Source organism: Mesorhizobium sp. M4B.F.Ca.ET.214.01.1.1 (assembly GCF_004791545.1).
In the GTDB taxonomy this organism is placed as follows: Bacteria; Pseudomonadota; Alphaproteobacteria; order Rhizobiales; family Rhizobiaceae; genus Mesorhizobium; species Mesorhizobium abyssinicae.
On record NZ_SRUX01000002.1, the window covers coordinates 295,645 to 321,247 of the forward strand.

The 25,603-nt window shown below is 66.2% G+C and carries 22 protein-coding genes; 7 read left to right on the forward strand and 15 right to left on the reverse strand.

From position 1 onward, the window contains the following. Positions 1 to 11: 11 nt before the first annotated feature. The 8 genes from EN857_RS04735 to EN857_RS04770 all read right to left on the reverse strand — a co-directional run bounded on the left by EN857_RS04735 (position 12) and on the right by EN857_RS04770 (position 8,344). A complete protein-coding gene (locus EN857_RS04735; protein ID WP_127392981.1) occupies positions 12 to 1,010 on the reverse strand; it encodes a Rieske 2Fe-2S domain-containing protein in 999 nt (332 codons plus the stop codon). Continuing rightward, the gene (locus EN857_RS04740) at positions 1,007 to 2,152 is read right to left on the reverse strand and encodes a GNAT family N-acetyltransferase (protein WP_245493339.1); all 1,146 of its coding nucleotides are present in this window, start codon (positions 2,150 to 2,152) and stop codon (positions 1,007 to 1,009) included. The genes EN857_RS04735 and EN857_RS04740 overlap by 4 nt, the downstream gene beginning before the upstream one ends. Continuing rightward, the gene (locus tag EN857_RS04745) at positions 2,149 to 3,405 is read right to left on the reverse strand and encodes a F390 synthetase-related protein (RefSeq protein WP_135858045.1); all 1,257 of its coding nucleotides are present in this window, start codon (positions 3,403 to 3,405) and stop codon (positions 2,149 to 2,151) included. The genes EN857_RS04740 and EN857_RS04745 overlap by 4 nt, the downstream gene beginning before the upstream one ends. Then, positions 3,402 to 4,241, reverse strand: a complete 840-nt coding sequence (locus EN857_RS04750) for an MBL fold metallo-hydrolase (RefSeq protein ID WP_127394192.1) — start codon at positions 4,239 to 4,241, stop codon at positions 3,402 to 3,404. Before EN857_RS04750 ends, EN857_RS04745 begins: the two co-directional genes overlap by 4 nt. Next, positions 4,238 to 5,221, reverse strand: coding sequence for an NAD(P)-dependent oxidoreductase (locus tag EN857_RS04755; protein ID WP_127394191.1), 984 nt, complete (start codon positions 5,219 to 5,221; stop codon positions 4,238 to 4,240). Before EN857_RS04755 ends, EN857_RS04750 begins: the two co-directional genes overlap by 4 nt. A 2-nt stretch (positions 5,222 to 5,223) precedes the next feature. Further along, positions 5,224 to 6,213 (reverse strand): 3-oxoacyl-[acyl-carrier-protein] synthase III C-terminal domain-containing protein, encoded by a 990-nt coding sequence (locus EN857_RS04760; protein WP_135858047.1) that lies wholly within the window; start codon positions 6,211 to 6,213, stop codon positions 5,224 to 5,226. A 177-nt stretch (positions 6,214 to 6,390) separates the two neighbouring features. Continuing rightward, entirely contained in the window at positions 6,391 to 6,840 is a 450-nt protein-coding gene (locus EN857_RS04765; protein ID WP_127392418.1) for a DNA polymerase III subunit chi, read from the reverse strand. A 19-nt stretch (positions 6,841 to 6,859) separates the two neighbouring features. Next, entirely contained in the window at positions 6,860 to 8,344 is a 1,485-nt protein-coding gene (locus EN857_RS04770; RefSeq protein WP_135858048.1) for a leucyl aminopeptidase, read from the reverse strand. Positions 8,345 to 8,692: 348 nt separating this feature from the next. On the opposite strand from EN857_RS04770, the gene lptF reads away from it, so the two are divergent. The 6 genes from lptF (at position 8,693) to rsmA (ending at position 16,467) form a co-directional block, all read left to right on the forward strand. Beyond that, entirely contained in the window at positions 8,693 to 9,889 is a 1,197-nt protein-coding gene (lptF, locus tag EN857_RS04775) for an LPS export ABC transporter permease LptF (protein ID WP_135858050.1), read from the forward strand. Between the two features lie 2 nt (positions 9,890 to 9,891). Further along, positions 9,892 to 10,974, forward strand: a complete 1,083-nt coding sequence (gene lptG / locus EN857_RS04780) for an LPS export ABC transporter permease LptG (RefSeq protein WP_127392419.1) — start codon at positions 9,892 to 9,894, stop codon at positions 10,972 to 10,974. Next, positions 10,974 to 13,385, forward strand: coding sequence for an LPS-assembly protein LptD (locus tag EN857_RS04785; RefSeq protein ID WP_187331191.1), 2,412 nt, complete (start codon positions 10,974 to 10,976; stop codon positions 13,383 to 13,385). Before lptG ends, EN857_RS04785 begins: the two co-directional genes overlap by 1 nt. A 185-nt stretch (positions 13,386 to 13,570) precedes the next feature. Then, positions 13,571 to 14,494 carry a peptidylprolyl isomerase gene (locus EN857_RS04790; protein ID WP_127287107.1) on the forward strand — a complete coding sequence of 308 codons (924 nt, stop codon included), beginning with the start codon at positions 13,571 to 13,573 and terminating at the stop codon, positions 14,492 to 14,494. Positions 14,495 to 14,583: 89 nt separating this feature from the next. Further along, complete coding sequence (gene pdxA, locus EN857_RS04795) at positions 14,584 to 15,612, forward strand: 4-hydroxythreonine-4-phosphate dehydrogenase PdxA (RefSeq protein WP_135858052.1); 1,029 nt, start codon at positions 14,584 to 14,586, stop codon at positions 15,610 to 15,612. Positions 15,613 to 15,636: 24 nt separating this feature from the next. Then, the gene (gene rsmA / locus EN857_RS04800; RefSeq protein WP_127392413.1) at positions 15,637 to 16,467 is read left to right on the forward strand and encodes a 16S rRNA (adenine(1518)-N(6)/adenine(1519)-N(6))-dimethyltransferase RsmA; all 831 of its coding nucleotides are present in this window, start codon (positions 15,637 to 15,639) and stop codon (positions 16,465 to 16,467) included. A gap of 213 nt (positions 16,468 to 16,680) precedes the next feature. On the opposite strand, the gene gmk is transcribed toward rsmA, so the two are convergent. The 7 genes from gmk to fabD form a co-directional block, all read right to left on the reverse strand. Then, entirely contained in the window at positions 16,681 to 17,355 is a 675-nt protein-coding gene (gmk, locus tag EN857_RS04805) for a guanylate kinase (RefSeq protein ID WP_245478501.1), read from the reverse strand. 5 nt (positions 17,356 to 17,360) lie between these two features. Then, complete coding sequence (locus EN857_RS04810) at positions 17,361 to 18,251, reverse strand: YicC/YloC family endoribonuclease (protein WP_127285716.1); 891 nt, start codon at positions 18,249 to 18,251, stop codon at positions 17,361 to 17,363. A 228-nt stretch (positions 18,252 to 18,479) separates the two neighbouring features. Continuing rightward, positions 18,480 to 19,715 carry an endolytic transglycosylase MltG gene (mltG, locus tag EN857_RS04815; protein ID WP_127311673.1) on the reverse strand — a complete coding sequence of 412 codons (1,236 nt, stop codon included), beginning with the start codon at positions 19,713 to 19,715 and terminating at the stop codon, positions 18,480 to 18,482. 201 nt (positions 19,716 to 19,916) lie between these two features. Next, positions 19,917 to 21,179, reverse strand: coding sequence for a beta-ketoacyl-ACP synthase II (gene fabF, locus EN857_RS04820; RefSeq protein WP_127393661.1), 1,263 nt, complete (start codon positions 21,177 to 21,179; stop codon positions 19,917 to 19,919). A 34-nt stretch (positions 21,180 to 21,213) separates the two neighbouring features. Beyond that, positions 21,214 to 21,450 carry an acyl carrier protein gene (locus tag EN857_RS04825; protein WP_006203723.1) on the reverse strand — a complete coding sequence of 79 codons (237 nt, stop codon included), beginning with the start codon at positions 21,448 to 21,450 and terminating at the stop codon, positions 21,214 to 21,216. 213 nt (positions 21,451 to 21,663) lie between these two features. After that, the gene (gene fabG / locus EN857_RS04830) at positions 21,664 to 22,401 is read right to left on the reverse strand and encodes a 3-oxoacyl-[acyl-carrier-protein] reductase (protein ID WP_127285713.1); all 738 of its coding nucleotides are present in this window, start codon (positions 22,399 to 22,401) and stop codon (positions 21,664 to 21,666) included. 59 nt (positions 22,402 to 22,460) lie between these two features. Then, the gene (gene fabD, locus EN857_RS04835) at positions 22,461 to 23,402 is read right to left on the reverse strand and encodes an ACP S-malonyltransferase (RefSeq protein ID WP_135858055.1); all 942 of its coding nucleotides are present in this window, start codon (positions 23,400 to 23,402) and stop codon (positions 22,461 to 22,463) included. A 269-nt stretch (positions 23,403 to 23,671) separates the two neighbouring features. On the opposite strand from fabD, the gene EN857_RS04840 reads away from it, so the two are divergent. After that, positions 23,672 to 25,600: an LTA synthase family protein gene (locus EN857_RS04840; RefSeq protein WP_128346509.1), complete on the forward strand. Its 1,929-nt coding sequence runs from the start codon at positions 23,672 to 23,674 to the stop codon at positions 25,598 to 25,600. Positions 25,601 to 25,603: the final 3 nt, after the last annotated feature.

The following is a 25,603-nucleotide window of genomic DNA, read 5'->3' on the forward strand; positions in this document are numbered from 1 at the left end:
CAATGCACCGTCTAAAGCTCGATCTGGTGCACGCGCGGCTCTTCCGCTGCCGGGGGCAGCTCGCCCGCGATGATCGCGGCGATGTCTCGGCGCAGGAAATCGAGCGGCCCGATCACCGGCAGCGCTGGCGGGGCAAAACGGGCGTTGTCGCTCGCCGATTTCAGCACGCGGCGATCCTGCTGCAACGCGATGTTGAACAGCGGTTTGAAGGCAAGCGCCTTGATCCCGCCGAACCAGCCCTGGCGCGGGCCGATCAGCCAGTCGACGCCCTCGACGGTGCGCTCGTCGGCCTGGCGCAGATGGAAGGTGGTGGCGAGCGCAAGCCCATCCTTGCCCCAATATTCGAGTTCGGCGATGCCGGGGTAACGGAAGCGGCCGATGGTTTTCGCGCGCTCGCCTTCCAATAGCCGGCTGATCAGCCCCTGCTGTCGATCCTCGCCGGTGTAGCAAGCCTCGACCCAGCCCTCGCCGCCGGTCACTTCGACGCGCACGAGATGGCGCTTCGAACCCAGGCCACGCAGCAGGCCCTTGTGGGTGAAGTGGGTGTGGGTGGCATCGAGGATGTTTTCGGCCGCGTCGATCACCGTCGATTGCGTCGAGCTGCGCACCCGCCGCACGACGACGTTCTTGCCCTGCATGCAATGGAGATAGGGTTCGGCCTCGGGCGTGCCCGACGAGACGAAGACGACGCCGTCGCGCTCGATGGCGCCAAAGCGGCGCACCCGGTAATGCGGCATCTCGCCGACATGACCGGGGATGGCGGTGCAGCGCCCTTCCCCGTCATAGCGCCAGCCGTGATAGGGGCACTCGATCTCGCCGCCGACGAGCTTGCCGGTCGACAGTTCGACCAGCCGGTGCGGGCAGCGGTCGAACAGCGCCGCAATGCCTTGCGCCGAGCGGAACAGCACCAGCGGCTGGCCGTCGAACAGGATGCGCTTCGGCTTGCCCCTGATGTCGCCCGACAGCGCCACGGCCTGCCAGTGATCCTTCCGCTTTTGGCGCTCGCTCAAAGTTCGAACCTCCTGAGCAGGGGAATGCCTACCCGCGCCAGCACGGTTTCCATGACGCGGATCGCCACGCGTCGGCGACGCGGCAAATGACCGGCATAGACGGCGTTGTATTCGATCGCCGCGACGGCGCCGCGCCGTCGCTTGAAGCTTGCGGCCCCGGCGCTCATGTTGAAGAACAGGCCGCGCGCCGTGGCATGGTCCTGCGCCATCGCCATCACCATGCGATAGAGGCCCTCCTCTATCGGCAGCCCGGTGTCGTAGCCGACGATCGGCTGGGTCAGCGTGCCGCCGTTCTCGAACAGGCCGGTGACGGCGACGAGTTCGCCGCCCGGCCGACGCAGGCCGACCAGGCTGAGAACGCCGCGCCGGTGCATCTCGGCGATGTAGCGAGCGGTGTAGTGCGGGTTGAGCGGCGTGTATTTTTCCAGATAGAGCATGCTGTAGAGCTGTTCCGCGCGCGCATAGTCGGGATCGCTGAAATCGGCATCGCCGACGCGCTTGAAGGGCGTGCTGCCGAGCCGCTTGCGGTCGCGCTTCATGTCGTTGCTCATGGCCGGCGCCGAACCGCGGTCGGCGAAGATGTAGATCTGGCGCGCCGCCAGCATGCGAAAGCCTTCCGCTTTCAGCGCCGCGATGGTGGCCGGGTCGGCGATCTCGTTCAGCGAACGGATGACGATGGCGCGGTCCGGGAAGCGCGCCGCAAGGTCGGCGCGCAAGGCGGCGATTGCGGCACGGTCGAGCAGCGGCACCGGGTTGGTCGAGTAGAGCCAGTTGTTGAGCTGAACCTGATGGTCGAGGCCGCTCGCCCGCACCAGCGGCGCGCAGGCGCCGATCAGCGCCTTGAGCGAGCGCCGCAGCGACGGGTGCGCGATGAAGTTGCGCGTCTCGTCGACGGCATAGTCGATATAGGCGCCGGACGGGCAGCAGATGTAGCAGTTGGGCGCGTCGCTGGTGTCGTTCAGCGTCAGCGGGAAGGTGCGGCCGGCGACCTCCACGCTTTCGACCGACGTGGTAAGGTTGGCAACGAGATCGCGTACCGGCACGTCGTTGAAGAGCCGGACGAAAGCCTCGACCTTGCCGGGGCTGTTCTGGACCCGGTCCGCCTGCTGAAGCGGCCTCTCCATCATGGCGGCCGGGCTCACGGCGCCACTCCCAGCCGGCATTCGACGCGGCGCAATTTGCGGTCGGTCTCCAGCGGCAGCGGCGCCCGCACCAGATCGACCGTCGCCATCGCCTTGCGCGCCGCGAGCAGCGCGAGCACCGCCTGATGCGCGGCAGTCGCCGCCTCGTCGGCGAGATCCGGCGCGAGCCTCAGCTCAATGGCATCGGTCGCCGACTGCACCAGCCGGAAATCGTCGATGCGACGGTCGGCCTTGAGCACCGCATTGCGCAGTATGTCGGGGGTGAGCAGGACCTGGCCGGCGGCCGATTCCAGCCGGAAGACGTCGTCCATGCGGCCAACGATCTCGTCGACGCAGCGCAGCGGCGAACCGCATTTGCAAGGCTGCTCAGAGAGCCGCAACAGGTCGTTCATCCGGTATCGCGCCATGATCTGGGTCTGACGACGGAAGGCCGTGACCAGCGGCGTCACCAGCCCGTCGCCGGCCGGCTCGAATTCGAAGAACACCGAATCCTCGGCGAGATGCAGGCCGCCCTGCCGGCAGGTCACCGCGAACAGGCCCTCCGTCGCCATGTAGATCTGGTCGAGGGGCAGCCGGAAGAAATTCTCGATAACCGGACGGTCGACCGGATCGAGCGTCTCGGCGGCCGAGAGGACGCGTTGCGGCGAGAGCCGAAAGCCCGACGCCGCGAAATGCCGCAACATCTTCGGCGGCGCGATGATCACCGTTGGCTGAAAGTCCTCGAGCGTCGCGCGCCAATGTTCCGGGCCGAGCGTCAGGCCGAAGAAGCGCAGGTCGATGCGCCGCGATTTGCGGGCGCTGTCGTACAGTCCCGTGTTCTGCGGCAGGATGACGGCGACGCGCATTCCGCGCCACAGAAGATCGGGTGCCGCCTTGGCGAGGAGCGTACCCAGCCAGCGGTATTTTTCCGCCTCGGAGATGACGAACAGGCCGCGATTGCCGGATGTACCGGTACTCGCGCCAACCGTCAGGTCGCCGAGGCGGCAGTCGGCGGAAGCGGCGGCCCAGGCATCGCGGGCCGACACGCCGCCGATATTGAAGCGCTCGAAATTCGCCATCAGCAGCGCCTTGTCGGTCACAGGCAGGTCGCCGAGCTGTCGCGGCGCCTGGCCATAGAACGGCGCCAGCGGCAGGTCGTGGTCGAGCCAACGACGCAGGGTGGCCGCTTGCCAGCGCTCGAAGGCCGGCCGGCTTTTGCGCGAAACCCAGCGCGTCAGCACGAAGGAACCGATGGCTTCCGTGAGCCCGTTCATCCGGCCCCCGCCGCCAGTTCGTGCGCAGTCAGGTCGTACTGCGTCATAGCAGGGTCGTGGCAGAGCATCACCTGTCCACCCGCCGCCTGGAAGCGACGCAGCGTCTCGCAGGTCGGGCCGATGACGGCAACATCCTCGGCGATGAGGCTGGAGGGAAAGCCGGGGGCGCGCTTCGGATCGAGTGCGGCGAGCAGCCATTGCGCGTCGACGGCATAGAGCAGCGGCCGCTCCAGCCCGGCGAACAAAAGGCCGAACTGGCCGTCGGCATGGCCGGGCAGATCGACCGCCACGACGCTCCCGTCGCCGAAGAGATCGGCTCCGCCTGGCACGCCGCCGCGCGTGTCGATCCGCCGCTTCATGGACAGCCCGTCGAGCCTTGCCTCGAAGTCGGCCGGGAAGAGTTCGGTGAAGACGCCGTGGCGGAGGTTCTGCCTCGGCGTGCGCGCCTTGACGCGAGCCCAGGCGGAGCCGCTGGCGATGAAACGGGCGTTGGGAAACAGCGACAGACCCGAGATGTGGTCGGCGTGGAAATGGCTAACGATGACGGCGCGGACATCGCCGGGCGCAAGGCCGAAGCGCTGGAGCACCGTCAGCACCTGCTCGGTCGCGTTGAGTTCAGGCCTGAGCACCGCTCCGTAGAGGCGCAGCATCCAGCCGCGCCCCTCGCCCGTGACAGACTCCGGCGTGTAGCCGGTGTCGACCAGCACCGGCCCGGCCTGCGGATGCAGGATCAAGCCGTAGCGGACGCGCAGCCGCACACTGTGCCAGCCGCCGCCGCGCAGGATCAGCCGTTCGGCGGCACTGACCCAGGCACTGTTGGCAAAGTGGACCTTCATGCCGGGCCTCCGCCGGCGAAGGTGCGGTCGAGCCCCTGCGCGAAGGGGATTTTCGGCGCCCAGCCGAGCAGGCGGCGCGCCTTGGCGAGGTCGAGACTTTGCGCGTAGGCGAAGAGGCCGAGCCCATAGCGCGTCACCGGCGGCTCGGGACGGCCGGGAAGAGCGAGCGCTACCGCCTCCATGGCGCCGGCGGCCAGCATCGCCGGCCAGAGCGGCATCCGCCGCCAGCGCGCTGTGATACCGGCGCGGGCGCAGGCCTCGTCGGCGATGCGGCGCACCGGCAGCGGCTCGCCGCCCGAGACGTTGAAGACCTCGCCTTCCGCCTCCGGCGGCGCCGCAAGCGCCACCATCACCGCATCGACGACATCGTCGACATGGGTGAGATCGATGCGGGCGCGGCCGTCGCGGAAGACCGGCAGCGGGCGGTTCTTCGCCGCCTTGATGAGGCGCGGCAGCAACGCGCGGTCGCCGGCGCCGTAGATGCCGCGCGGCCGCAACACTACCGGGTGGATGGCGGGCGCCGCCAGCACCAGCCGCTCAGCCTCGCGTTTGGTGCGGGCATAATGGTTGACCGGATCGGGCAAGGCGGCGTCCTCGGTGAGACCGAGCTGGTCGCGAAAGGCGAAGCACACGGACGGGCTTGAAATGTGGACGAAGCGGCTCACACCTTGCCGGGCCGCGAAATCGAGCAGGTTTTTCGTCGCCGTGACATTGGCCGCCTCGAAATCCGCCAGGCGCCCGAAAGGCGCGGAGAGTGCCGCGCAATGGATGATCCGCTCGACCCTGCCCAGTCTCGGATCGAGCGCGCTTTCGAGCGGCCGCGACAAGTCATGGCGGATGATCCGATGGCCGGCGGCCTCCAGCGCAGCACAACATGCCGCATCGCGGCCGAGCCCGAGCGCCAGCGTGCCGGACGCGGCCAGCCTTGCCAGCACATGGGAGCCCAGAAAGCCGCTGGCGCCGGTGACGAGCACGGCCATCGTCAAACCTCCAGCGCCATGCCGCCGAAGGACACGCCGGCCGAGGTGCCGAGGAACAGCAGCCTGGCGCCCGACGCGATCCGGTCCCCGCGCCGCGCGACATCGAGCGCGAACGGAATGGAGGCGGCGATCTGGTTGCCGTAGCGGGCGGAGATGTCGACGAGTTTTTCCGGCGCGAAGCCGGTCTGGCGCGCCATATGCGCCAGCGCGAACGGGCTTGCCTGATGCGGCACGACGAGGTCGACATCCGCGTGCCGCCAGCCGGCGCGCTGCAAAAGCTCGGTTACGAAGCCGCCGAAATGGCGCGCTGTGACGCGGAACAGTTCCTTGCCGTCCATGTGGAACAGGCTGTGGCGGGCGAATTCCTCCGGCTGGCGATGGAAGTCGAAACGCGTGCCGCCCGAGCCGATGCCGCAGGCCTCGTAGGCCGAAGGATAGGTGCGCATCAGATTGGCCACCACCCTGCCCCCGCCCGGCCCTGCCTTCTGCAACACCGCCGCCGCCGCGCCGTCGCCGAAGAGAGCGGCGACCTCCGGCTGGTCGCGCCACGGCAGCGCGCGCGAGGCGACCTCCGAGGAGAACACCAGCGCCGTGCTGAATTGCCCGGCCTCGATCAGGCGCGAAGCGGTCTCGAAGGCGGTGAGGAAGCCGAGGCAGGTGCTGTTGACGTCGAAGGCGGCGGCCGAACCGTCTGGCAGGCCAAGGCGCTGCATGACGAGTGGCGCGGTCGCCGGCAGCGGCTGATACGGCACGCCGCAGCCGCCGATGATCAGATCGACCTCACAGGCTTCCAGCCCGGCATCGGTCAGCGCCAGACTGGCCGCCGCGCAGGCCAGATCGATCTGCGATTCGCCTTCGCAGACGTAGCGCTCGACGACACCGGTGGCGGCTTCGAGCCGACCTTGGGCAAGGCCAAGCCGTTCCTCCAGCGCGCGCGAGGTCACGCACTGGGCCGGCACCGCCCCACCGGTTCCGATGATCTTGATACGCATTCTCAACCCGCCGAATGAGTTCGCGTCTATCTAATCCATAAAGCGGATCAGGGGCGATGGCCATGATGGTGGCCCAAGGGTGGGAGCTATCCGGGGGGCTCGCATCGCCCCAGAAATCGTCTATCGGCGCCGCGCCGACGTTTCCTATCTAATGATTGGCGCCCATCAGTATGGAACCTACGCCTTGCGCTCCCAGCGCCGATCCGGCGTCTGCTGCCAGTAGGTCACCGTGTGGCCGGCCTCCTTCATCGTTTTCCAATGGCTGCGCGCCCCATCCAATTGCGCGGCGTCATGGCCGTCGAACAGGAAGACGGCGCGCTCGTAGCCCGAGAGGTCGGCAGGCGCCGCGCCGTCGACCAGGAAACGGATCTGCGCGGCATTCGGGTTGCCCTCGCCGGTGGTGAGCAGGATCGGCTGCTCGCCCGGATAGGCTTCACGGTCGGTGGCATGCGCCAGGAAGGAATCGTCGCGGAACGTCCACAGATGCTGGTCGAGCGCGTCGCGCCGCTCCTCGGTGCCGGTCTGCACGACGGCGCGCCAGCCGCGGTCGACGCTGCGCTCGAGCAGGCCGGGCAGCGCCTCCTCGAGCGTCGATTCGGTCAGGTGGTAGAACAGGATCTCGGCCATGATCGCGCCTCGAACGGCCTTACCCCTCGTAGTGGTCGCGCACGAGACGGTCGAGCAGCCGCACGCCGAAGCCCGAGCCCCAGGACTGGTTGATCTCGCTCGGCGGCGAGCCCATCGCCGTGCCGGCGATGTCGAGATGCGCCCACGGCGTCTCCTTGACGAAGCGCTGCAGGAACTGCGCGGCGATGATGGCGCCGCCGTAGCGTCCGCCGATGTTCTTCATGTCGGCGTTCTTGGAATCGATCAGCTTGTCGTATTCGGCGCCGAGCGGCATGCGCCACAGCCGCTCCTGCGTCGCCTGCCCGGCGCCGGAGAGCCGGTCCGCCAGCTCGTCATTGTTGGAGAACAGGCCGGCATAGTGCTGGCCGAGCGCGACCATGATGGCGCCGGTCAGCGTCGCCAGATTGACCATGAATCTCGGCTTGAAGCGGTCATTGGTGTACCAGAGCGCGTCGGCCAGCACGAGGCGGCCTTCGGCATCGGTGTTCAGAACCTCGATGGTCTGGCCCGACATCGAGGTGACGATATCGCCGGGGCGCTGGGCGTGGCCGTCGACGGCATTCTCGACCAGGCCGATGACGCCGATGACATTGGCCTTGGCCTTGCGGGCGGCAAGGGCGTGGATGAGCCCGGTGACGGCGGCGGCACCGCCCATGTCGCCCTTCATCTCCTCCATGCCTGAGGCCGGCTTCATCGAATTGCCGCCGGTGTCGAAGGTGACGCCCTTGCCGATGAAGGCGACCGGCGCGTCCTTGGCCTTGCCGCCCTTCCAGTGCATGACCGCCATGCGGGCGCCGCGCGGCGAACCCTGCGCGACGCCGAGCAGCGAGCCCATGCCGAGCTTCTTCATCTCCTTCTCGGTCAGAATCTCGACCTCGACGCCGAGCGCCTCCAGGTCCTTGGCGCGCGCGGCGAACTCCACCGGGCCCAGCGTGTTGGCGGGCTCGTTCACAAGATCGCGCGCGAGAAGCACGCCGTCGATCACCGCCGCCTCGTCGGTGAAAGCCTTCTTTGCCGCGGCGGGATCGGCGCAGTGGATGGTCACCTTGACCGGCTTCTTCGGCTCGTCCTTGTCCTTCTTGGTCTTGTACTTGTCGAAGGAATAGCTGCGCAAAAGGATGCCAGCGGCGAGGTTCGCGGCCTGCCTGCCGCCGGCCTCGGCGCCCGGAACATCGAGCACGACGGCGACTTCCGTCGCCTTGCGCAGCAAGGCCGCGATGGTGCCGCCCAGCCTCAGCCAGGCCTGGTCGTCGAGGGCGGCGGCCTTGCCGGCGCCGACCGCCACCAGGCGGTCGAGCGAAGTCCCCTCCGGCGCCAGCACCTCGGCGACGGTGCCGAACTTGCCGGAAAAGTCGGCCACCGGGAACGCGCGCGCGAGCGCGCCGGCCGGATCGCAAGCCTTGCCGGCTTCGCCAACGGCGCCATCGTCGGCCGCCAGCACGAAGGCGCTGCCCTTTTTCGGCGCGGCAAATTTGGCGAAGGCAATCGAAGGTGTCGAAGTCATCAGAACCTGCTTTCGGGGATAGGCGCCGCACAACGGCTTTCAAGAGTGCGCGACATTTGGTCGTTTTCCATCATTTGGCAAGACTTTGGCCGAAATCGCAGCCTATATCGCCGCCGCAACCATCAGTGGATTCGTCGCGGCATGGCCCCGCATTCCTGCCGTAACCTCTTGTTAACCACCAATGTTTTGCATTTCTTATGCATTGCCTTGGACACTCCGGCCAGCCGGGGCGCGTGATGTGGAACGGGAACCAGATCGAGCCGCCAATGCAGCCAGTTGTACTGCCGTCGCCGGATGACTACCTTGTCGGCGGGCATGATGCCGTTCGGCAAAATCGAGAAAGCCTTCATGAAGGTCGTTGAACGCTACATCATGCGTCGCGCAGCGACGGTCTTCGTGGCCGCGCTGACCTGGACGCTGGCGATCGTGTGGACGACGCAGGTGCTCGCCAAGATCGATCTCGTCACCGACAGCGGCCAATCGGCGCTGACCTTCTTCGAGGTCGCGGCGCTGATCATCCCGTCGATCATCCCGATCGTGATGCCGTTCGCGCTGGTGGTGGCGGTGGCGCAGACGCTCAGCGTCATGAACACCGATTCGGAACTGGCCGTCATCAATGCTGCCGGCGCCTCGCGCTGGACCATCGCGCGGCCGATCCTCCTGCTGGCGCTCGCGGCCAGCGTCTTTTCCTTTGCCGTCGACAATGGCGTCGACCCCTATGCCAGGCAGAAGAACCGGCAGCTGGTGGCGTCGTCGCGCGCCGACCTTCTGTCGCTGATCATCCAGGAAGGAACGTTCCGCAAGATCGACGACGGCCTGTTCCTGCAGATCGGCGAACGCCTGCCGGACAACAGGCTCGGCGGCATCTTCGTGGCCGATTCGCGCGAGGAAGGCGCCAACCTGATCTACTACGCCAAGTCCGGCAGCATCGTCGAAAAGGGCGACGAGAAGGTGCTGATGATGAATGACGGCGTCATCAACCGCAAATCGCTGACCGGCGACCTGTCGGTGATCCGCTTCACCTCCTATGCCTTCGACCTCTCGGCCTTCATGTCGGCGGCGAACGAGATCACGCTGCTGCCCAAGGACCGCACGACGCAGTACCTGCTCAACCCGGATCCCAACGACAAGATGTTCCAGCGCAAGCCGGGCAGCTACACCGCCGAGCTCGACCAGCGCTTCTCCGAATGGTCCTACCCGCTGGTGTTCGCGCTGATCGCGCTGGCGGTGGCGGGCGACGCGCGCTCGCACCGGGAAGCGCGGATCCATCCGCTGATCACGGCCATCGCGATCGCGCTGTTCGTGCGCTGGCTCGGCTTCTTCGCCGCCGGCAAGGCCGACAAGGTGCCGCTCTATGCCTATATGGTCTACGGCGTGCCGATCGTGGCCTCGGCTGTCGCCACCTGGTTCATCGTCTCGTCGAGGTCGATGGAACTGCCGGCGGCCTGGGCGGACTGGATGACCAATCTCGCCGGCCGCGTCAGCGAGACCTGGACGGCCATCAAGCTGCGTCTCTCCCGGCGCGCCTCCGGCCAGGGGGCATGACGATGGGCTGGACGCTGGGCCGCTACTTCTTCTTCCGCTACGTGTCGATCACCATCTGGTTCTTCCTAGGCCTGCTGGCGCTGGTGTTCCTGATCGACTTCACCGAACTGTCCGGCCGGACCACCGGCCTGCCCGGCTTCACCTACGGCACCGCCTTCGCCATTTCGGCGCTGAGGATGCCGATGATCATGCTGCAGACCGTGCCGTTCGTCGGCCTGTTCTCGGCGATGGCGACGCTGGTCTCGCTCAACCGCAAATACGAGCTGGTCATCGCGCGCTCGGCCGGCGTTTCCGCCTGGCAATTCCTGCTGCCCTGCTGCATCGGCGCGCTCATGTTCGGCGTGCTGTCGGTCGGCGTGCTCAATCCGATCGCGGCGCACGGCTTCTCCTGGTCCGAGCAGATGGAAAACCAGCTGCGCGCCGGCAATTCGAACGCGGTGCCGGCCGACACGACGCCTTGGATCCGGCAAAAGACCGCTTCCGGCGACACCATCATCGGCGCCCGGGCGATTCTCAACCAGGGCCTGGAAATGGCCGACGCGGTGTTCTTCGTGCTCGACCAGCAAGGCAACATCGTCGAGCGCAAGGACGCGGCGCACGCCTTCCTGCGCGACGGCTATTGGGAGTTGCAGGACGTCAAGGTGTTCAAGGACGGCACTATCCGGCCCGCGACATCCGACCGGGTCCAGACGAACCTCAAGCCTGAATTCGTGCAAGAGCGGCTGGCGCGCCCGGAAACCATTCCCTTTTACGACCTGCCCGGCAAGATCGAGGTTGCCCGTTCCTTCGGGCTGAAGGCAAATGCCTTCGCCATGCAGTTTGATTCGCTGGTGGCGCTGCCGTTCCTCCTCGTCGCCATGACGCTAATTGCGGCAACAGTTTCAATGCGATTTGCGCGTATGGGGCAGTCGGCGACGATGATTCTGGGTGGCGTCCTCGCCGGCTTTCTGCTTTATGTCGTTTCGGTATTGGTCAAGGCATTCGGCGTGGCGGGATTCGTCCCTACGGCGGTGGCCGCATGGGTTCCGGTTGTCGTGGCTATGTTCTTCGGGGTGACGTTTCTGCTATACAAGGAAGACGGCTAGTGAGGGAGGCGGTTTTGCGCAGCCATAGGCACGCCGGTTTGGCACGCCTCTATGGGGCGACCGCCTTGGCATGTCTGTTCGCCTGCGCGGTGCCGACGGTACCGGCGCTGGCGCAGGACATTACGGCGAATCCCGTTCCGTCCGGCACGCAGATGCTGCTTGCCGCAGATACGCTCGTCTACAACAACGACAACAACACGGTGACCGCTGTCGGCGGCGTGCAGATCGACTACGGCGGCAACAAGCTGGTCGCCCAGCGCGTCGAATACAACCGCAACACCAAGCGCCTGGTCGCGAGCGGTGCGGTCGAGCTGATCAACAGCGACGGCACCAAGATCAATTCGGACCATATCGACATCACCGACGACTTCGCCGACGGCTTCGTCAACGCGCTGCGTGTCGAGACCGTCAACAAGGCCTATTTCGCCTCCGAGAGCGCCGAGCGCATGGGCGGCGTTCTGACCACCTTCCACAACGGCGTCTACACGGCCTGCGAACCCTGCGAGGACAAGCCGGACAGCGCGCCGACATGGCGCGTCAAGGCGCGCAAGATCATCTGGAACGGCGAGAAGAAGACGGTCCGCTTCGAGAATGCAAATTTCGAGTTCTTCGGCTTCCCGCTCGCTTATCTGCCGGCTTTCGAGATCGCCGACCCGACGGTGAAGCGCAAGAGCGGCTTCCTGATCCCCGGTATCGTCTACAAGAGCGACCTCGGCGTCGGCGTCAAGATCCCCTATTACTTCGCCCTGTCGCCGACCTATGACCTCACCGTCACCGGCACCGGCTACACCAAGCAAGGCTTCCTCGGCGAAGCCGAATGGCGCCAGCGCTTCAACAATGGCGAATACAGCCTGAAGATCGCCGGCATCCATCAGCAGGATCCCGACGCCTTCATCGACAACGGCGTGCGCAATGTCGATTCGGGCGCGGCGGGCGATCCGAACAAGTTCCGCGGCATGATGGGCACCAAGGGCCAGTTCGCCATCAACGACCGCTGGAACTTCGGCTGGGACGTGCTGCTGCAGACCGACAAGAACTTCTCGCGCACCTATGCCATCGACGGCTACAGCGACACCGTCCACCAGTCGTCGATCTACCTGACCGGCCTCAACGACCGCAACTATTTCGATGTCCGCGCCATGCGGTTCGAGGTCCAGGAAAACACGCTCTCCAGCGACGCGACGGCGCGCGCCGGTGAACAGCCCTGGGTGCTGCCGTCGCTCGACTACGCCTACATCCCCGATATGGCCGTGGCCGGCGGGCAATTGTCGCTCAACGTCAATGCGCGCGTTATCAGCCGCGACCGGCTCGACGTGGCGCTGGCGGATCCTCTCGATGACACCTCGATCAACAATGTGCGCGGCATCGAAGGCCAGTCCAGCCGGCTGACAACCGAGGCTGAGTGGAAGCGTACCTTCACCACCGATGGCGGCCTGCAACTGACGCCGCTGCTGGCGCTGCGTGGCGACGCCGGCTATGTCAACGCCAATACCGCCTCGCTGAACGCGATCAACCAGATGGCGACCAATCTGGGCGAACAGGACGACATGCGCACCTCGCTGGCCCGCTACATGGCGACGCTAGGCCTCGAAATGCGGTGGCCGGTGCTGTTCTCGATGGCGAGTTCCAGCCATATCGTCGAGCCGATGGCGCAGGTATTCGTGCGTCCGAACGAGCAGTATGTCGGCGGCCTCGCTGTTCCCAACGAGGATGCGCAGAGCTTCGTCTTCGATGCCACGACGCTGTTCGAGCGCGACAAGTTCTCCGGCTACGACCGCATGGAAGGCGGCACGCGCGCCAATGTCGGCTTCCGCTATTCCGGCGCCTATGAGGGTGGCTGGAGCACCAACGCCATCTTCGGCCAATCCTACCAGCTGGCCGGCCAGAATTCGTACACCGCGCCCGACCTGGTCAATGTCGGCGCCTATTCGGGCCTCGACAAACCGACTTCGGACTATGTCGGGCTGATCGGCTTCAACAGCCCGAGCGGCTTCTCCGGCTCGCTCAGCGGCCGCTTCGACGAGCAGACCTTCGACGTCAGGCGCGCCGAGGTGAAGGCCGCCTATTCCGGCCTGCCGGTTTCGCTCACTGCCAAATATGCCTTCATCCAGGCGCAGCCACTCTACGGCTTCGAAACCGATCGCCACGAGGTCACGCTCGGCGCTTCGACCCACCTTGCCGAGAACTGGCGCGTCTTCGGCACCGGCACCTACGACATCAAGCAGAGCGTTCTGGTCAAGGACGGCGTCGGCTTTGCCTATAATGATTCCTGCTTCACCTATTTGATGACGTTCTCGGAATCGCGCGACCTTGTGACCAAGGAAGTGTCGCAGAATGTCGGCTTCAACCTGTCGTTCCGCACGCTTGGCGATTTCGGGTCGTCGACCAGCGCCATCGACACCATCCAGTGACGGCTGGCTGACGACATGGTTTCGCCGCATAGGGCTGGCAGGGGTTTCGGTCACATTGCGCATGACCCCGAAACCGGAAGACATTTGCCGAAGGATCATGCGCCAGATCAATTGCCATAGCGTCTGCCGCGGGTCCGAGGGGACGCTCGGCGCTGTAGAAGCGGGACAGAATTGGGATACGTGAGATGAGGAAATACCTGTTTTCAGCAGGCTTCGCGCTGCTGGTGGCGGCGACCTCGGTTTCGATCACGGCGATGACGCCGCCTGCCTTCGCCAGCACGATCAAATATGTCGTCAACAACGTACCGATCACCACCGGCGACATCGCGCACCGGGCCGCATTCCTGAAACTGCAGCGCAAGAAGGGCGATGCTGGGCAGGAAATGATCGACCAGACGCTGCGCATGGCCGAGGCCCGGCGGCTCGGCATCCGCATCACCGATGCCCAGGTCGATGCGGCGTATCAGCGCTTTGCCACCAACAACAAGATGCAGCTCAAGCAGCTCGACGGCATCATGGCGCAGTCCGGCGTCACCAAGGAGCACTTCAAGGACTTCATCCGCGCCCAGATGGCCTGGAACCAGGCGTTGGGTGCCCGCTATCGTTCCGGCGAGGGCGGCGCGGTGACAGAGCAGGACGCGGTGCGGCGCATGCTGGACAAGGGCGGCGCCAAGCCGACCGCCATGGAATACATGCTGCAGCAGGTGATCTTCGTGGTGCCGGCCTCCGAGCGCAGCGCGACACTGGCCAAGCGCAAGCGCGAGGCCGATGCCATGCGCGCGCGCTTCAACGGCTGCGACAGCACGCGCCAGTTCGCCAAGGGGCTGCTCGACGTCACCGTGCGCGATCTCGGCCGGGTCCTGGCGCCTCAGCTGCCGGCTGACTGGGCCGACCAAATCAAGGCGACCAAGGTCGGCGGCGCCACCGCCACCCGCGAGACCGAGCGCGGCATCGAATTCATCGGCATCTGCTCGTCGCGCGAAGTGTCCGACGACAAGGCGGCGCAGATGGTGTTCCAGAGCGAGGGCGGCAACGACAAGGACGCCGACGAGCTCTCGAAGAAATATGTCGACGAGCTGCGGAAGAAGGCCAAAATCGTCGAGCGCTAGATTGGCAGGGTTTTGGGCGTGAGTGAACGAGACGACAGAGCCACCTCCTGTCCATACCCGGGCAGATCGCCCCGCAAGACGGCCTAGACATGCGCAAGACCGATGCCCCGCTGGCAGTGAGCGTCGGCGATCCATCCGGCGTCGGCCCGGAGATCGCCATCGCCGCCTGGCTCGCCGGTGAAAGCGCCGGGGTGCCGCCCTTCTACCTGCTTGCCGATCCGACACTGATCGAGGCGCGCGCGCACCACATCGGCGCCAGGATAGCCATCGCCGAAACGCTGCCGGCGCAAGCAGCGCGGATGTTTTCGCGGGCGCTGCCGATCGTGCCGCTCGATGCCGGCCATGTCGACAATCCCGGGCGGCCCGACATCGCCAATGCCGCAGGCACCCTCGAAGCCATCGATCGGGCCGTGGCCGATTGTCTTGCCGACCGCGCCGCGGCCGTGGTCACCTGCCCCATCGCCAAGAAGCCGCTCTACGATGCCGGCTTCCGCTTTCCCGGCCACACCGAATATCTGGCGCATCTGGCGGGACTGCACACGGGCGCCGGGGTGACGCCGGTAATGCTGCTTGCCGGCCCGGAACTGCGCACCGTCCCGGTCACCATCCACATCCCGCTCGTCGACGTGCCGAAGGCGCTGACGAGCGAGCTGATCGTCACCACCGCACGCATCACCGCCGCCGACCTGAAAACCCGCTTCGGCATCGCCAGGCCGAGGCTCGCGGTCGCCGGCCTCAACCCGCATGCCGGCGAAGGCGGTGCAATGGGGGTGGAGGACAGGCGGGTCATCCAGCCGGCGATCGAGCAACTGAGGGCGGAGGGCATCGACGCCTTCGGACCGCTGCCGGCCGACACCATGTTCCATGCACGGGCGCGAGCCGGCTACGACGCGGCACTTTGCATGTACCACGACCAGGCGCTGATCCCGGCCAAGACGCTGGCCTTCGACGAGGCGGTCAACGTCACGCTCGGCCTGCCCTTCATCCGCACCTCGCCCGACCACGGCACCGCTTTCGACATTGCGGGCCAGGGCATCGCGCGCGCCGACAGCCTGATCGCGGCCCTGAGGCTCGCCCGCCGGCTTGCCGACAGCGGGACCGAGGCCGTGGCCGCATGAGCGCATTGCCGTGAGCCTGACCGCATGACGATCGACGGGTTGCCGCCGCTGCGCGAGGTGATCGAACGCCATGGGCTGCAGGCGAAGAAGTCGCTCGGCCAGAATTTCCTGCTCGACCTCAATTTGACCGGCAAGATCGCGCGCTCCGCCGGCGACCTCGCTGACGCCACCGTGATCGAGGTCGGCCCCGGCCCCGGCGGATTGACGCGGGCGCTGTTGTTCAACGGCGCCAGGCGGGTCGTCGCCATCGAACGCGACGAGCGCTGCCTGGAAGCGCTGGCGGAGGTCTCCAATCACTATCCCGGCCGTTTGCACGTCATTCCCGGCGATGCGCTGAAGACGGACTTCGCCGCGCTTGCCGGGGAAGCCGGCGGACCGGTGAAGATCGTCGCCAACCTGCCCTACAATATCGGTACCGAACTCCTGATCCGCTGGCTGACGATTGCCGAATGGCCGCCCTTCTACCAATCGATGACGCTGATGTTCCAGCGCGAGGTAGCCGAGCGCATCACCGCCGCCCCAGGCAGCGATGCCTATGGCCGGCTCGGCGTGCTCGCCGGCTGGCGCACGCAAGCCAGGATCGCCTTCGACGTGCCACCGCAGGCCTTCACCCCGCCGCCGAAGGTGACGTCATCGGTGGTGCATCTGGTGCCGCGCACGGCCCCCTTGCCGGTAGAAGCGAAAAAGCTCGGCCGCGTCACCGAGGCCGCCTTCGGCCAGCGCCGGAAAATGCTGCGGCAAAGCGTCAAGAGCCTCGGCGGCGAGGCCTTGCTGGTCCGCGCCGGCATCGACCCGACGCGGCGGGCGGAGACGCTCAGCGTGGACGAGTTCGTAAGGTTGACGAACGCGGTGTAGTGCTGCGGCCTCTCCTTCTCCCCTTGTGGGAGAAGGTGGCCTCGCGAAGCGAGGTCGGATGAGGGGTGTTGGACGGATCGCTACGCAGAAGGGCGTAAGCGCAGAAAAGCCTTCTGCTTTTCACGCCTCATTTCTTCCAGCACCCCTCATCCGTCTCGGCGCTGCGCGCCGATCCACCTTCTCCCACAAGGGGAGAAGGAGAGGCGCACCGCCTCACTCCGTCTTCTCGTCCAGCAACCCCGAAACGAAATCGAACAGGCCCGGCCGCCTGTCGCGCCGCAGCCGCTCGGCGGTGACGATGCCGCGCACCTCGGCGAAGGCGCGGTCGAGATCGTCGTTGACGATGACGAAGTCGTATTCCTTCCAGTGCTCGATCTCGAGGCGGGCGTTCTTCAGCCTGGTCTCGATCACCGATTCCTGGTCCTCGGCGCGGCGTTTCAGCCGCGCCTTCAATTCCTTCATCGACGGCGGCAGGATGAAGATCGAGACGATGTCGGCGCGCATCTTCTCCTTGAGCTGCTGGGCGCCCTGCCAGTCGATGTCGAACAGCATGTCGCGGCCCTGCGCCAGCGCCAGCTCCGCCGGCTCGCGCGGCGTGGCGTAGCAATTGCCGTGCACCTCCGCCCATTCGAGCAGGGCGTCAGAATCGCGCAGCCGCTCGAACTCGCGCATGGTGCGGAAGTGATAGTGCACGCCTTCGATCTCCGAGCCCCGGCGCGGTCTGGTGGTGACCGAGACCGACAGCTCGAGACTGGAATCGCTTTCGAGAAGATTGCGCGCGATCGTTGACTTGCCGGCGCCCGACGGCGACGACAGAACCAGCATCAGCCCGCGGCGGCGGATGCGGGACCCCAGATCCCTGGCAACCATCGGCTCCTTGGCAACCATCCGGGTCACTCCAGATTCTGAACCTGTTCGCGAAACTGGTCGACGACCGCCTTCAGCTCCAGCCCGATGGCGGTGACCGCGGCAGCGTTCGACTTCGAGCACAACGTATTCGATTCGCGGTTGAATTCCTGTGCCAGAAAATCGAGCTTGCGGCCGATGGCGCCGCCATTGGCGAGCAGCACACGCGCGGAAGCGACATGGGTCTTCAGCCGGTCGATCTCCTCGCGGATATCGGCCTTGGTGGCGAGGAAGGCCGCCTCCTGGTGAAGCCTGCTGGCGTCGAGATTGGCCGAAGCATCCAGCAACAGGCGGACCTGCTCGGCGATGCGTTCGCGGATCGCCGCCGGCTCGCGCGACGGATCCGCCTCGGCCTTCAGCGTCAGCGCCTCGATGGCGTCGATGTGGCCGGCAAGCAGCGAGCGCAGGGCGGCGCCCTCGCCCTGACGGGCCATTTCCAGGCCTACCAGCACCGTTTCGAGCGAGGCCAGGATGGCGCCGTCGAGCGCCGCCCGCGCCTCCTCGGTTTCGATCGTCTCGGGAATGTCGAGCACGCCGCGCAACGCGAGCAGCCCGTCGGCGGTGGCGGGGGCGGCGCCGAATTGCTCCTGCAGGCGCTTGGCCAGCCCGGCCAGATCCTTGAGGAAGGACTCGTTGACCACCGGCTGCACCTGCTGGCCGGCGGCGCGGCCGACCGTCAGCGTCGCCTGGAAATTGCCGCGCGAAAAACGCTTCTGGATCGTCTGCCGGACCGCCGGCTCGAGCCGCTCGAAGCCTTGCGGCAGCCGCAGCCTCACCTCGACGCTCTTGCCGTTGACCGATTTCACCTCCCAGGCGATCGAGGTGCCGTCATGTTCGGCGACCGCCCGTGCAAAACCGGTCATGCTCTGCAGATTCATAATGCCCTTGCGCCCCCTTGCGCGCGGTCGCGGACGTTGCGCGACCCTGAGCGGTTGATGGCATCGCCGAACCGCTCTAACTATTTGTTTCTACGCAATTCCGAACGGAAAGCGTTGCACACTTTTCCTGGAATTGCTCCAAAAAACCACGGCGCCCCCTCGAAGCGTACGCCGCCGTCAAAATATCAACGCCCCCTTGCAGCCGGGCGCAAGTTCAAAAGCGTTTGTCTATTGGGCGGCGCCCGCATCGCCACCGGCGTCACCGCTATCGTCGCCGGTGGCCGGCGCGTCGGTCTGGCCCTCGACCTTGGCGGCGCCAGCCTTGGCGGCGTCCTCGGCCTGCTTCTTCTGTAGTGCCCGGTAGCGGGCGACGTTCTGGTTGTGCTCTTCGAGCGTCGCGGCAAAGACATGGCCGCCAGTGCCGTCGGCGACGAAATAGAGATCGTCGGTCTTTGATGGATTGGCGACGGCCTCAAGGGCCGCACGGCCGGGATTGGCGATCGGCGTCGGCGGCAGGCCGTTGATCAAATAGGTGTTGTAGGGAGTCTGCTTGTCGATGTCCGACTGGTAGATCGGACGGTCGGCGGGTTTGCCCTTGCCGCCGAACAGGCCGTAGATGATGGTCGGATCGGACTGCAGGCGCATGCCCTTGGCGAGACGGTTGAGGAACACGGAGGCCACGCGCGAACGCTCGTCCCCCCTGCCCGTCTCCTTCTCGACGATCGAGGCCAGTGTGACGAAGTCCTCGACATTGGCGATCGGAAGGTCCGGCGCGCGCCGCTCCCAGACATCGTCCACCAGCTTCTTCTGGTCGGCAAGGAGCTTGTCGATCATCTGCTGGCGCGTGGCGCCGCGGGTGAAGCGCAGTGTGTCGGTGGCGAGGCTGCCCTCCGGCGGCATGGCCGCCGGCATGTCGCCGGTCAGCGCATCCTGCTCGGAGATGCGCTGCAGCGCCTGCTCGACTGTCAGCCCCTCGGGGATGGTCAGCGAATACATCACCGACTTGCCGCTCTTCAGCATTTCCATGATGTCGAGCATCGAGGCGCGCGGCTTGATCTCGTATTCGCCGGCCTTGAGCGCGGAATCATTGCCGGTGGCACGCACGCCGAGGCGGAAGATGCGCGCGTCGCTGATCAAGCCGCGCCGCTCGAGCTGGTCGGCGATGTCCTGAACGCCGGTGTTCGGCTTGACCAGGAAGGTGTCGCCATTGGCCGACGGGCCGGGTTCGGTGAACGCCTGCTTGCCGAAATAGAGCGCGGCGCCGGCCGCCAGGATCATCAGCATCACCAGCGAGATGACGAAATTCATGAACACGACGACCTGGCTGCGCGAGGCGCGCGAGCGTCGCGGCGGCGGCGTGCCGGCCTCGGGACGCAGCGCCTCGGCCGCCGTCTTCGGGACGATCGGACCAGTTGCGGCCTGCTGCTTGCCGAAATCTCCGCTGCCGCCCGGATTTGTGTTCATAGCGCCCTACCATCTGATCTCTTGGAGAGGCGCACGTCCCAGCGGACGCGCGGACCACGCTCCAACATTTCAACCCTGCGCCTCGTGCCTTGCGAAAACCGGCCGCGGTTTTCTGTCCGACGCGCGAATCCCCAAGGGCAGAGTAGGGGCGAATATGGCAAAATTGACGACAGGCCGCGCGAGCGGCCGCCGGCCCCACACTCAGCCATTGTAACGCTGGAAGACGAGCGAGGCGTTGGTGCCGCCGAAGCCGAAGGAGTTGGACAGCGCCACGTCGATCTGGCGGGCGCGCGGCTTGTTCGGCACGAGATCGATCGCCGTCTCGCGCTCCGGATTGTCGAGGTTGATGGTGGCGGGGGCCGTGTTGTCGCGGATGGCGAGGATCGAGAAGATCGCCTCCGCCGCGCCCGCCGCGCCCAGGAGATGGCCGATCGACGACTTGGTCGACGACATCGAGATCTTCGAGGCGGCATTGCCGACAAGGCGCTCGACGGCGCCGAGCTCGATCGTGTCGGCCATGGTCGAGGTGCCATGGGCGTTGATGTAGTCGATGTCGGCGGGCGAGAGCTTCGCCCGCTTCAGCGCCGCCGTCATGCAGCGGAAGGCGCCGTCGCCGTCCTCGGCCGGCGCGGTGATGTGGTAGGCATCGCCGGTGAGCCCATAGCCGGTGACCTCGGCATAGATCTTGGCGCCGCGCGCCTTGGCGTGTTCGAGTTCTTCCAGAACCACGACGCCAGCACCCTCGCCCATGACGAAGCCGTCGCGGTCGCGGTCATAGGGACGGGAAGCCTTTTGCGGCGTCTCGTTACGCTCGGTTGACAGCGCGCGGCAGGCGGCGAAGCCGGCCAGCGAAAGCCGGGTCACCGGCGCCTCGGCACCGCCTGCCAGCATCACGTCGGCATCGCCGAAGATGATCAGGCGGGCGGCATCGCCGATGGCGTGCGCGCCGGTCGAGCAAGCGGTGACGACGGCGTGGTTCGGGCCTTTCAGCCCGTGCCGGATCGACACCTGCCCGGAGACCAGGTTGATGATGTTGCCGGGGATGAAGAACGGGCTGATACGGCGAGGCCCGCGCTCGTGCAGGATCAGCGCATTCTCGGCGATGCCCTCGAGCCCGCCGATGCCGGAACCGATCATGACGCCGGTGGCGCAGCGCTCCTCCTCGGTGCCCGGCTGCCAGCCGGAATCCTTCAGCGCCTCGTCGGCGGCCGCGATCCCGTACAGGATGAAGTCGCCAATCTTGCGCAGTTCCTTCGGCTCGAGCACGGCTTCGGGATTGAGCGTGCCGTTGGAGCCGTCACCGCGCGGAATGACGTGGGCGATCTTGCAGGCAAGATCCTCCACTTCGAACTCGGTGACGCGCTTGGCTGCGCTGCGGCCGGTCAGCAGTTCCTTCCAGCTGTGCTCGAAGCCCATGCCAAACGGCGAAACCAGGCCAAGGCCCGTGACGACGACACGCCTCATCGCAGGTCCTCCCCGGTGATGCCCGCGAAAAGCCTCAGGCCGAGGCCTTGTCGATGTACTTCACCGCGTCGCCGACGGTCAGGATGGTCTCGGCGGCATCGTCCGGAATCTCGACGCCGAATTCTTCTTCGAACGCCATGACGAGTTCGACCGTGTCGAGGCTGTCAGCGCCCAGATCGTCGATGAAGCTCGCCTGCTCCGTCACCTTGTCGGCATCGACGCCCAGGTGCTCGATGACGATCTTCTTGACGCGCTCTGCGGTGTCACTCATTTGGGGCATCCTCGTCTTATGTTGAGTTGTCTTCGTTAGCGGGCGGAATGCCGCTAATCAAGCTGAAATATGGTCTTGCGGGTAACGCAACGCCACAGGACCGGTTTTTGCCCGAACCGCCGGGTTGCCGGCCGCATTACACGAAAAATGCGGGAGGTCCAAGCCGAAATGGCGCTTTTCACAACCGCCGGACCATAGTCGGAACAAGGCTGCTCAGATCATCGCCATGCCGCCATTCACATGAATGGTCTGGCCGGTGACATAGGCCGCTTCGTTGGAGGCGAGATAGGCGACCGCGGAGGCGACTTCGGCACTGGTGCCCATGCGCCGGGTCGGGATCGCCGCCATGATCGTCTCCTTCTGCTTGTCGTTGAGCTTGTCGGTCATGGCCGATTCGATGAAGCCCGGGGCGACGCAGTTGACGGTGATGTTGCGGGTGGCGATCTCCTGCGCCAGCGACTTGGAAAAGCCGATCATGCCGGCCTTGGAGGCGCAGTAATTGGTCTGGCCGGGATTGCCGGTGACGCCGACCACCGAGGTGATGTTGATGATGCGGCCATGGCGGCGGCGCATCATCGGATGGGTCAGCTCGCGCGTCAGCCGGAACACGGCGGTGAGGTTGACCTCCAGCACGCTGTCCCAATCGGCATCCGACATGCGCACGAACAGGCCGTCCTTGGTGATGCCGGCATTGTTGACGAGGATGTCGACGCCTTCGAGATCGGCTTCCGCCTTCTGGCCGAGCGCCTTGACCTCGTCGCGGTCGGACAGGTTGGCCGGGAATAGTTTCACGCGGTCGCCGAGTTCGGCGGCCAGCGCCTCGAGCTTCTCGAGGCGGGTGCCGTGCAGGCCGACGATGGCGCCCTGGCTGTGCAGCACGCGGGCGATCGCCTCGCCGATGCCACCCGATGCGCCGGTGACGAGCGCCTTGCGGCCGGTCAGTTCGAACATGTTGGTCTCCTGATCTCAGAGAGCACCCTTCACACGGGTGCGTTCAAATCGCCAGTGGATTATGCGAGCGCGGCCAGCGCCGCCTCGACATCGGCCGCCGTGCCGACGGCGCCCGTGGCAACGTCGCGGTTGATCCGCCGCGCCAGGCCCGACAGCACCTTGCCGGCGCCGACTTCGTAGAGCGTGGCAACTCCGTTGGCGGCGAACCACTCCACCGTCTCGCGCCAGCGCACGCGGCCCGTCACCTGCGCGACAAGGCGCCGGGCGATCTCGTCGGGATCGCTGGTCGGGGTGACCGTGACGTTGGAGACGACGGGAACCACCGGCGAATTCTTTGCCACGCCGGCCAGCGCCTCGCGCATGATTTCGGCGGCAGGCTGCATCAGCGCCGAGTGGAAGGGGGCGGAGACCTGCAGCATCAGCGCCCGCTTGGCGCCCTTTTCCGTGCACAGCTTTGCCGCCAGCTCGACCGCCGGCTTGGCGCCGGAGATCACCAGCTGGCCGCCGCCATTGTCATTGGCAACCTGGCAGATGGAGCCTTTTGCAGCCTCGGCGCAGGCTGCCTCGACATCGGCCTGCTCGAGCCCGATGATTGCCGCCATGGCGCCCTCGCCCGCCGGCACCGCCGCCTGCATGGCATTGCCGCGCACGCGCAGCAGGCGCGCGGCGTCCGCCACCGAAACGAAGCCGGCGGCGGCAAGCGCCGAATATTCGCCCAGCGAATGCCCCGCCACGTAAGCGACCTTGTCCTTCAGCGAAAAGCCGCGCGCTTCCAGCGCGCGGATCGCCGCCAGCGACACTGCCATCAGCGCCGGCTGGGCGTTGGCGGTCAGCGTCAGCGTCTCTTCCGGCCCTTCCCAGATCAGCTTCGACAGTTTCTCGCCGAGAGCGTCGTCCACTTCCTCGAACACTCTGCGCGCCTCGGGAAAGGCGTCCGCCAGGTCCTTGCCCATGCCGACGGCCTGGCTGCCCTGTCCCGGAAAGGTGAATGCGACGGCCATATCGAGGCTCTCCAATGGCTGATTTTACCTGCCTGTGGCGCAAGGCGGACGGGCAAGTCAAGCCCGCGCCACCCTGTCCGGGCGCGAAATCACCACCCGAGTGCCTGTTCCAAAAGGCTTTTTGGCGATCACTGATGATGAAAACCGCTCACGATTCGTTTGCTGGCTCTTCTTATTTTCGCCACAGGCGCTAGCTTTGCGTGACAGTTCAATGACAATTCAATGACGCCGATCGGATTGGCGCGCAGCGTGGGCCGGGGAATATCGAAGTGGCACGGATCAGGAAAGGCGCCGGGAAGGTGGCGCCGCAGTTCTTGGAAGACGATCCATCCACCGGCTATCTGCCGGGGCGGAGATGGCCGATCGTCCGCTACGGCCTCGTTACCCTGCTCGCCTCCGCCATACTGGTGTTCGCCATCGAATGGATCGTGCGCGGCGATTTTTCCGGCACCGTCGCCTTCTTCCTGCAGCCCTTCAAGCCGGGCTGGACCACCATCATCGTCTTCGCGCTGGTGCTGATCGGGCTGGACGCCGTGCTCGGCCGCAGCCACCAGAGCCTGATGATCGTGGCGCCGCTGACCCTTGCGCTGGCCTTTGTCGGCCACCAGAAGTCGCACTATCTCGGCGATCCGCTCTACCCGACCGATTTCCTCTACTCCCGCCAGATCATGGCGCTGATGCCGCTTCTGGTGCGCGAGCGGCCGCTGACCGCCGTCGCCATCGCCATCGCCATCGTGGCCGGCCTGTCGCTGCTCGTCTATGGCTGGCGCCTGTGGCGCCGCAAGGTGCCGATCCTCAGCCGCAAGGGTCGGCTGGCGCGGCTGACGCTGACGGTGCCGCTGCTTGCCTTCTTCGTGTCGATCATGGACTACGCCACCTTCTCGTGGACCCGCGACCGGCTGCAGATCATCCCGATCATGTGGGACCAGAAGGAGAACTACGCCTCCAACGGCTTTGCGCTTGCTTTCGCGCTCAACGTGCCGATGGCCCATGTCTCGGCGCCGGCCGGCTATTCCGACAAGGCGATCGCGGCGATCGCGAGACCTGACGTGACGGCCTCGGTGCCGGACGAGAAGCCCGACATCATCATCGTCATGAGCGAATCCTTCTGGGATCCGACCAAGCTGCCCGGCGTCACCATAACGCCGGACCCGATCCCCAATGTGCGGGCGCTGCGCTCCGGCTATATGTTCTCGCCGGAATTCGGCGGCATGACCGCCAATATCGAATTCGAGGCGCTGACCGGCTTCTCCAATGCCTTCCTGCCGGCCGGCTCCATCCCCTACCAGCAGTATGTGCGCACGCCGACGCCGTCGCTGGCGACCTTCCTGAAGAGCGAGGGCTACAGGGCGCGCGCCATCCACCCCGGCACCAACTGGTTCTGGAACCGCGGCGCCGTCTATGCCGATTTCGGCTTCAGCGACTTCCGCTCGGAGGAGACGCTGCCGCCGATGCAGAAGCGCGGGCCGCTGGCCTCCGACGCGGCGATGACCGACGAGATCATCCGCGAGGCGGACGCAAGCGAGGACCCGGTCTTCCTGTTCGCCGTCAGCCTGCAGAACCACGGGCCCTACGAGCCGTACCGCTATTACAATCCATCCCACAAGGTCGCGGCGCCGATCAGTTCCTGGGCGCGTGAATCGCTGCTGAGCTATGCCGAAGGCTCGGCCGACGCCGACCGCGGCCTGGAACGGCTGGTCGAATGGGCAAAGAAGCGCCAGCGGCCGACGGTGATCGCCTTCTTCGGCGACCATCTGCCGCCGCTCGGGCCGGTCTATGTCGAGACCGGCTTCCTCAAGGACAACGTCGCGCCGCGCAAGGAGCCCTCGCCCGAAGCGGCACTCGAGCACCACCAGACGCCGCTGATCATCTGGTCCAACCGCACCGGCCCGGCCGAGGAGATGGGCGCCGTCAGCCCCGCCTTCCTGCCCTACCATATCCTGACCACTGCCGGGATCACGCACCCCTACTATACCGGCTTCCTCGGCGCCCTGCGCGAGCGCTACCGCGTCGTCGACCGCAACCTTCTGCTGTCGCCGGCCGGCGAGGCGACGCCCGACTGGGCGCGGCAGAAGAAGATCGACCCGGCGATCAACGATTTCCGGCTGATCCAGTACGACATGATGTTCGGCAAGCGAAGCGCCGCACCGGACTTCTTCCCCGAAACGGTCGACAAGGTCGTCGCCCACACAAGCTGAGCC

Bases quoted from the DNA above. Each gene is read 5' to 3' on its own strand.
- EN857_RS04790 (WP_127287107.1), top strand. From the start codon at position 13,571: ATGAGGAAATACCTGTTTTCAGCAGGCTTCGCGCTGCTGGTGGCGGCG.
- EN857_RS04765 (WP_127392418.1), bottom strand. From the start codon at position 6,840: ATGGCCGAGATCCTGTTCTACCACCTGACCGAATCGACGCTCGAGGAG.
- lptG (WP_127392419.1), top strand. From the start codon at position 9,892: ATGGGCTGGACGCTGGGCCGCTACTTCTTCTTCCGCTACGTGTCGATC.
- EN857_RS04750 (WP_127394192.1), bottom strand. From the start codon at position 4,241: ATGAAGGTCCACTTTGCCAACAGTGCCTGGGTCAGTGCCGCCGAACGG.
- EN857_RS04745 (WP_135858045.1), bottom strand. From the start codon at position 3,405: ATGAACGGGCTCACGGAAGCCATCGGTTCCTTCGTGCTGACGCGCTGG.
- pdxA (WP_135858052.1), top strand. From the start codon at position 14,584: ATGCGCAAGACCGATGCCCCGCTGGCAGTGAGCGTCGGCGATCCATCC.
- fabD (WP_135858055.1), bottom strand. From the start codon at position 23,402: ATGGCCGTCGCATTCACCTTTCCGGGACAGGGCAGCCAGGCCGTCGGC.
- lptF (WP_135858050.1), top strand. From the start codon at position 8,693: ATGAAGGTCGTTGAACGCTACATCATGCGTCGCGCAGCGACGGTCTTC.
- gmk (WP_245478501.1), bottom strand. From the start codon at position 17,355: ATGGTTGCCAAGGAGCCGATGGTTGCCAGGGATCTGGGGTCCCGCATC.
- EN857_RS04760 (WP_135858047.1), bottom strand. From the start codon at position 6,213: ATGCGTATCAAGATCATCGGAACCGGTGGGGCGGTGCCGGCCCAGTGC.
- EN857_RS04755 (WP_127394191.1), bottom strand. From the start codon at position 5,221: ATGGCCGTGCTCGTCACCGGCGCCAGCGGCTTTCTGGGCTCCCATGTG.
- rsmA (WP_127392413.1), top strand. From the start codon at position 15,637: ATGACGATCGACGGGTTGCCGCCGCTGCGCGAGGTGATCGAACGCCAT.
- EN857_RS04770 (WP_135858048.1), bottom strand. From the start codon at position 8,344: ATGACTTCGACACCTTCGATTGCCTTCGCCAAATTTGCCGCGCCGAAA.
- fabG (WP_127285713.1), bottom strand. From the start codon at position 22,401: ATGTTCGAACTGACCGGCCGCAAGGCGCTCGTCACCGGCGCATCGGGT.
- mltG (WP_127311673.1), bottom strand. From the start codon at position 19,715: ATGAACACAAATCCGGGCGGCAGCGGAGATTTCGGCAAGCAGCAGGCC.
- EN857_RS04810 (WP_127285716.1), bottom strand. From the start codon at position 18,251: ATGAATCTGCAGAGCATGACCGGTTTTGCACGGGCGGTCGCCGAACAT.
- fabF (WP_127393661.1), bottom strand. From the start codon at position 21,179: ATGAGGCGTGTCGTCGTCACGGGCCTTGGCCTGGTTTCGCCGTTTGGC.
- EN857_RS04825 (WP_006203723.1), bottom strand. From the start codon at position 21,450: ATGAGTGACACCGCAGAGCGCGTCAAGAAGATCGTCATCGAGCACCTG.